We start from the raw sequence: 6,979 nt of genomic DNA, 5'->3' as shown, positions 1-6,979 counted from the left end.
AATTTGCTAGTAAGGGGATGAATATGAAATTTAAAAAGATACTATTATTTATAATAGTTATTATAATAGCTTACTTTGGTACAAAATATTGTGTAAAGCAATATGTTTTTCCTTACAAATATACTGAATATATAAATGAATATAGTGAAGAATTTGATTTAGATCCACTGTTTGTTCTTTCAATAATAAAAACTGAAAGTAACTTCAATGAAGATGCAGTTTCACATAGGGAGGCAAAAGGCCTTATGCAAGTTATGGATACAACGGGGGAGTGGGCTGCTAGGGAGTTAGGAATTGAAGGATTTGAACCAAATATGCTTTTAGATCCTAAAACAAACATACAAATTGGTTGTTGGTATTTAGATAATTTAAGAAGCGAGTTTGGAGACTTAGATTTAGTTATAGCTGCTTATAACGGTGGAAGCGGAAATGTTAATAAATGGCTTAGTGATGAAGAGTATTCAATAGATGGAGAATCGCTACATTATATTCCCTTTCCAGAAACTAAAAAATACGTAGATAAGGTAAAAACTAACTACGAAATATATAAATTTATATATGAAAAAAAGCACTAGTAATAGTGCTTTTTTCTATTTGAAAATTAAAGTAACCCATTCATTTGTTTGAAGTTTTTCCACTAAAGTAAATCCATAGCTTTCAACTAATGTTTTTACTGATTCATAGCTCCACTGAACTAAACCTGAAACTAATAATTGTCCATTAGGTTCAAGATGATTTTTTATGTAATCCATAAATAATTCAGTTTCTTCACCACCTATATTTATATATATCCAATCAAACTTACCATCAATAGTAACTTCACCAGATAAAACGTCACCTACAACAACATCTATGTTATATAAGCCGTTTAAAGAAGCATTTAACATAACTTCTTCTTTAACATCTCTAATATCAAGAGCAGTTACATTAGAAGCTCCTATAATTGAAGAGGTTATAGATAATATACCAGAACCTGTTCCGATATCTAAAACGCTCTTATCCTCTAAATCAAGCTTTGTAAGAATAGTTCTTAAAAGGTCTTGAGTAGTTTCATGTAAACCAGTTCCAAATGCACCTTGAGATATAAAGTTTATTTTATTTTTATCTTTACCTTCTATAACTTCATCAGGAGAAGCTAAAACCCACTTATCATTTATTTCAATAGAAGGAATTGAAAAATCTTCATAAGTTTCATTTATTTCTTCTATATTTATTGAATTAGTTTCTATTATAGATGAAACTAATAAGTCAAACTTAGATAACTCTTCCTTTTCTCCTTCAAAAGCTACTTTAAGCATCAGCTCGTTAGTTTCCTTTTCAAGATAACCATATCCATAGTCATCAGTAGTTATTTCTAAAGGACTTTCATAAAAGACATTAAAAATATCATTTATTTGAAGTAGCTCTATTTTTTCATCAACATTATTTGAATTAACTTTATATGTAATAACAAACATACTTTATACCTCACATTCAATCATTAGTAATAGAATAAAGTATAAAATCTTTTAATTTTAAAGTCAAGGAATATTATGGTTAAAATAGTATTTATAATAAAAAATTATGCTATAAAATTTATGGTTGTTTTTCCATTATATTCTTATTATTAATTAAAGATTTTTCTTTCCTTTAGCCTTACTTTTTGTTTTAATATTTTTATTTACTTTCTTTTTTTTAGATGGAGTAGAAGTGGTATTCTTTGGTTTTTTAGTTTGTACTTTTTTATTTTCTAAAGTAGTTTTTTTCTTAGCTACAGAATATCCAAAACTACCTATAGAGTTTTGAGGAAGCTTAAAGTATTCTCCATGACAATAAGAAATTAAATCACCTTTTTCAAAATGTATTTTACCCTTTTCATCCATTAATTCTTCATTTATATGAGAAGCCACAACTTCAGCGATAAACATATCATGAGTTCCAAGTGGAATAATTTGAGTTACCTTACATTCGATAGCTACAGGGCATTCATCTATATAAGGAACATTAACATGGGTACCTTCCTTTAATGTAAATCCCATTTCTTTTATTTTATCAACTGTTCTACCAGATCTAACTCCACAATAATCAACAGCTTTAACTATTTTAGATGAAGGCATATTAACTATAAATTCCATACCTTCTTTAATATATTCATATGATAATCTTTCAGGTCTTATAGAAATAGATAGCATAGGTGGTTTTGTGCATATAGTACCAGTCCATCCAACTGTAAAAACATTATTTTTACCTTCAGAGTTTCTAGAAGTAATTAATACTACAGGAACTGGATTTAAAACAACACTACCTTTAAAATCAACTTTTTTCATATGTGCACTCCTTTGATTTTATTTTCTTTAGGATTATAGCATAGTTATAAAGAAAATGTTAGAGAAAAAATAAAAAGCACCCAAAAGGGTACTTTTTAATATCTTCTTCTTCTCTTTTTCATATTTAATATTCTTATTATAACAAATACTAAGATAATTATTATAACTAATATTAATATAAATGCTAAATAGAAGCTAATATTTGATTTTATTAAATCCATTGAAGAAATATTAATAGTTCCTTTTATTTCTTCAGCATGGTTTGGTAGTGAGAACGTAATATTTAAATCTTCTCCGCTAACTTTCCAAGCGTTACTATCTGTATTTAAGTATTCTATTTTTGCTCCTGCATCATTAATATCATTTTTATAATACATGATATCTTCAGAAGCTACAATAGGTGCTTCTATAGTTTTAGTAGGACCAAAGAATCTGAAGATTTTGTATTCTAGATTTGCAGTTCCTACTTCTTCACCAGCTTTTTTATAAACTTGTTTTTGTGCATTGTAACCATAATCAGCTAAAGTCTCGGTATCGTTAAACACATTGATACCATCTGCACCATATTCAGATTTTAAAGCAACTGTAATTAAGTTTCTTCCGTTACGATTAAAGAATCCTACAAAGCAATGGCCAGCTTGGTCTTCTGTACCAGTTTTTCCACCTATATTACCATTTTTGCCTAAAATCTTATTTCTAGATTCAATCACAAGTGGAGAGCCTGTTAAGTCAACAGTTACTTCTTTATTTTCAGGAGACATTGTTTCTCTAACCCAATCATTTTTAAAGGCTTCCTTAGCGATTACAGCTAAGTCGTAAGCTGTAGTTAGGTTAGTTTGAGCAGTACTACCTGTTAATGGATCTTGCTCAAGTCCTGATGGATTTACAAAGTGTGTATTTTCAAGTCCAAGAGCTTTTGCTCTATCGTTCATCATTTGAACAAATGCATCAACGCTTCCTGCAACAGAATCAGCCATTAAGTATGCAGTATCATTTGCTGAAAAAATCATAACTGCTTCCATAACATCTTGGGCTGAAATTTTATCACCTACATTTAATGGTTTAAAGTTAATTAATGAAGTTTCAGTTACTTTAACAGCATCTTCTGTAAAAGTAATAGTGTCTGACTTTGATTTGTTTTCAGCAAAAATTAAAGCCGTCATAAGTTTAGTTGTACTTGCAGGTGATAGTTTAACATCAGCATTTTTTGATGCAATTACTTCTCCTGTGTCCATATCCATTACTAATGCAGATTCTGCAATAATATTAGGAAATTGACTTGTTGTTTCTTGTGCAGTAGCTCTACTAGCAAAAGGAGCTAATAATGATATGGAAAGAGCTAGTGCAACTGATTTAAATAAATTTCTTTTTTTCAAGGTAATCTCCCCATCTCTATAATATTTTATTCTGTAATAGTATACCACTTACATAAAGCAATAACAATGATAATGTTATGTAAATCAGTACCTTAATTTACTATAATAAATTTTATGATAATTGGACAAAATATCAATATTATTAGGAGGTGGTTTAAATTAATAAATTTGTTAGTTTAATAAAGAGGGGAGCTTTAATTACTTTGTTATTAGTTTTTTCTATAATTGGATATTTCAATTACAATATTAATGAAGTTAAGGCTAATGAAAAAAATAAAACCATATATTTAACTTTTGATGATGGACCAACTCCATGTATTACAAGAACAATATGCAATGTATTAAATAAAAATAATGTTAAAGCAAGTTTTTTTATAGTAGGGAATAATGCTAGAAAAAATCCAGAACTTTTAAAACTTTTAAATGATGGTGGAATGTGTATTATGCCACATTCTGATATGCATGTATATGAAAATATCTATAGCTCATCAGATGCATATTTTAATGATTTACATGCATGTGAAAAGACTATTAAAGATATAGTTGGTAAATCAGAATTTAAATTTATAAGAATGCCTGGTGGGGCAGATAATTCAGTTGGAGATATAAATGTAATAAATGATATAAGAAATGGTATTGTTAATAGTGGTAAATATTATATAGATTGGTCCGTAGATTCTGGTGATACTGAATATACAGATGCATCAATTGATTTTATAGAATCTAGAGTAAGAGAATATGGTGGTCTTTATGATGTAGAAGTATTACTGATGCATGATTTAAGTGGAAAGGAAACATCAATAGTAGCATTACAGTGGGTAATAGACTTTTATAAAGAAAGAGGATATGAATTTAAAACTTTAGATAATATCAATGAAGAGGAAATTAGTTATTTAAAAAAAATAAAGGTGGTTAATAAATGTCATTAAGTAAAGTATATAAAAAGAATGTATGAAAATAATTATTTTCATACATTCTTTTATTATTTATTAGAGTTTAATCTATTAAGCATAACTTCTTTAGCTTTAAGTTCGAAGCTATCATTTAATGGAGCAAGACCTACTTCACCATATTTATGAGAAAGAGATAGTTTTATAAATCTATCTGCTAGCTCAGGGTTTTTAGCTAGTAATGAACCATGGAAATATGTACAGAATGTATTTTTATATATACAACCCTCATTTCCATCTTCACCGTTATTACCATAGCCATGTTGACATTTTCCAAGTGGTTTTAAGTCATTTATATAAGTTCTACCAGAGTGGTTTTCAAATCCTACATAAGTTTCATTAAATTCTTCGTTAAATATAGCAGTATCACCTATAAAACGAGTATTTCCGCCTTCTGTGTAAATATCAAGAATACCAAGACCTTCTATTTTTTCTCCGTTAGGAGCTCTATAATACTTACCAAGAAGCTGATATCCACCACAAATTGCCAGGGTAACCTTGTTATCTTCAACGTATTTTGTAAGAGATTCCTTTTTATTAGTTTTTAAGTCTTCAGATACTATAGATTGTTCATAGTCCTGACCACCACCGAAAAATAAGAAATCTATATTTTCATTATCAAATTTATCATTTAAAGAAACGTTAATAATATTTACCTTTATGCCTCTAGCTTCAGCTCTATGTTTAAGTATTAAAATATTTCCTACATCCCCATATACATTAAGTAAATCAGGATATAGATGACAGATATTTAATTCCATAATAAATCCTCCTGTTTCCAATTACCAAAGTTTTTGGATATATCCTTTTGAATGTAGGTATTTTCTAAAGTTAATCATAGCAGTATAAGTTGCTAAAACATAAACCTTATCATTTTTACCATTTTTAATTTTTTCAGTTAGGCTTTCAAAGCTTTCTTCTAATATAAATGTTTCAGGGTCTAAGCCAGCTATTTTTAATCTAACTGCCATATCATAGCATCTCATACCAGATATAAATACTTCATCTATATTTAAATCATGAAGCTCTTCAAAGTTTACATCCCATATCCAAGAAACGTCTCTACCATCGGCATAATTATCATTAAGTAAAAATGCTGTACTAAAGGAATCTTTGTTTAAGCAAAGTGTATCAAGAGCCTGATTGTATCCAGCTGGATTTTTAACTAATATAATCTTTAAATCCTTACCATCAATATTAATAATTTCTTGTCTACCAAAGCTTGAACTTTGATTTTCTAGAGACTTCTTAATAGTATCATCATCTATTCCAAGTTCTTTTGTAATAGCATATGCATTTAAAGCATTATAAATGTTATATATACCTGATTGACTAATATGAATAGGTAAGTCACCAAATCTTACTGTTGAGCTTTCTGATGTAAGATCAAGAATTTCATCTACAGCATATTTAAGTTCAGATCTTTTAAATCCACAGCCTGTACAGTAAAAATCACCTAGATGATTGTATGTAATATGGTTATATGCATAAGGAGCCTTACAGAATTTACAGAACTTAGCATCGGCATTAACATCTATAGTTTTATTTTCATTAATTTGTGTATTAAAGCCATAGAAAACAGTATTATTTTCAAGTTTTAAATCACCAAGTAATGATTCGTCTCCATTTAGAACTAAAGTAGAAGAAGGGACTAATTCAACACCTTCTAAGATTTTAGTTAAAGTAGTGTAAACTTCACCATATCTATCAAGTTGATCTCTAAAAAGATTTGTTACTGTAATTAGTTCAGGAGTAATGAATTTTGTAATATATTTTACATTTGCTTCATCTACCTCAATAATTGCATAAGAATCCTTCTTTTTGTCAAAGAACTTATAGTTGTCTATAAAAGTTGTTACTATACCAGGGAAAAGATTTGCACCTGTATTATTAGTAATAACATCATGACCACTTTCTTTTACAATGTTGTAAATCATGCTTGTAGTAGTAGTTTTACCATTTGTTCCTGTAACTAAGACTACCTTATAGCCTTTAGATACTTTAGATAAAATATTTTTATCTATTTTTAAGGCTACTTTACCTGGGAAAGTCGTTCCCCCTTTTAGTATTGTTTTTGTTAGAAAAATTGTGATTTTTGAAGCTATAATGCTTGTTATTGATTTAATACTAATTGTATTCACCACCTTATTATACTTATCCAATATTATTAACAATAATATTAAGGATTAAACAATTAAATTTAAAAACTAAAATTGACTATAGATAGTATATCACAAAGTTTAATTATTACCAAAGTACATATTACAAGATTTATTATAAATTGACATATAAAATTTAAGACTTAGGAATTTATAAGGTAAAATCATTAAATCAGATAATTTTAAAT

At 28.1% G+C, this 6,979-nt stretch carries 7 protein-coding genes; 2 read left to right on the top strand and 5 right to left on the bottom strand.

Annotated features, from left to right (window positions below; translation table 11 throughout):
* The first annotated feature begins 23 nt into the window (after positions 1-23).
* Entirely contained in the window at positions 24-575 is a 552-nt protein-coding gene (locus ACRDBA_RS05210) for a lytic transglycosylase domain-containing protein (RefSeq protein WP_438571863.1), read from the top strand.
* 15 nt (positions 576-590) lie between these two features.
* Here ACRDBA_RS05210 and ACRDBA_RS05205 read toward each other — a convergent pair whose 3' ends face one another.
* The 3 genes from ACRDBA_RS05205 to ACRDBA_RS05195 form a co-directional block, all read right to left on the bottom strand.
* Positions 591-1,457, bottom strand: coding sequence for a 50S ribosomal protein L11 methyltransferase (locus ACRDBA_RS05205; RefSeq protein ID WP_438571862.1), 867 nt, complete (start codon positions 1,455-1,457; stop codon positions 591-593).
* Between the two features lie 153 nt (positions 1,458-1,610).
* On the bottom strand, positions 1,611-2,306 hold the full coding sequence (locus ACRDBA_RS05200) for a flavin reductase family protein (RefSeq protein WP_438571861.1): 696 nt from the start codon (positions 2,304-2,306) through the stop codon (positions 1,611-1,613).
* 95 nt (positions 2,307-2,401) lie between these two features.
* Positions 2,402-3,682 (bottom strand): D-alanyl-D-alanine carboxypeptidase family protein, encoded by a 1,281-nt coding sequence (locus ACRDBA_RS05195; RefSeq protein ID WP_438571860.1) that lies wholly within the window; start codon positions 3,680-3,682, stop codon positions 2,402-2,404.
* Between the two features lie 203 nt (positions 3,683-3,885).
* On the opposite strand from ACRDBA_RS05195, the gene ACRDBA_RS05190 reads away from it, so the two are divergent.
* Complete coding sequence (locus ACRDBA_RS05190; protein WP_438571859.1) at positions 3,886-4,611, top strand: polysaccharide deacetylase family protein; 726 nt, start codon at positions 3,886-3,888, stop codon at positions 4,609-4,611.
* A gap of 53 nt (positions 4,612-4,664) precedes the next feature.
* Here ACRDBA_RS05190 and ACRDBA_RS05185 read toward each other — a convergent pair whose 3' ends face one another.
* Both ACRDBA_RS05185 and ACRDBA_RS05180 read right to left on the bottom strand, forming a co-directional pair.
* Complete coding sequence (locus ACRDBA_RS05185) at positions 4,665-5,393, bottom strand: type 1 glutamine amidotransferase (protein WP_438571858.1); 729 nt, start codon at positions 5,391-5,393, stop codon at positions 4,665-4,667.
* 21 nt (positions 5,394-5,414) lie between these two features.
* Positions 5,415-6,773, bottom strand: a complete 1,359-nt coding sequence (locus ACRDBA_RS05180) for a MurT ligase domain-containing protein (RefSeq protein ID WP_438571865.1) — start codon at positions 6,771-6,773, stop codon at positions 5,415-5,417.
* Positions 6,774-6,979: the final 206 nt, after the last annotated feature.

This window comes from Clostridium sp., from assembly GCF_051654825.1.
Classification (GTDB): Bacteria; Bacillota; Clostridia; order Clostridiales; family Clostridiaceae; genus Clostridium.
Note: the sequence above shows the minus strand (reverse complement) of the source record. Positions and strands in the feature narration are given on the sequence as shown.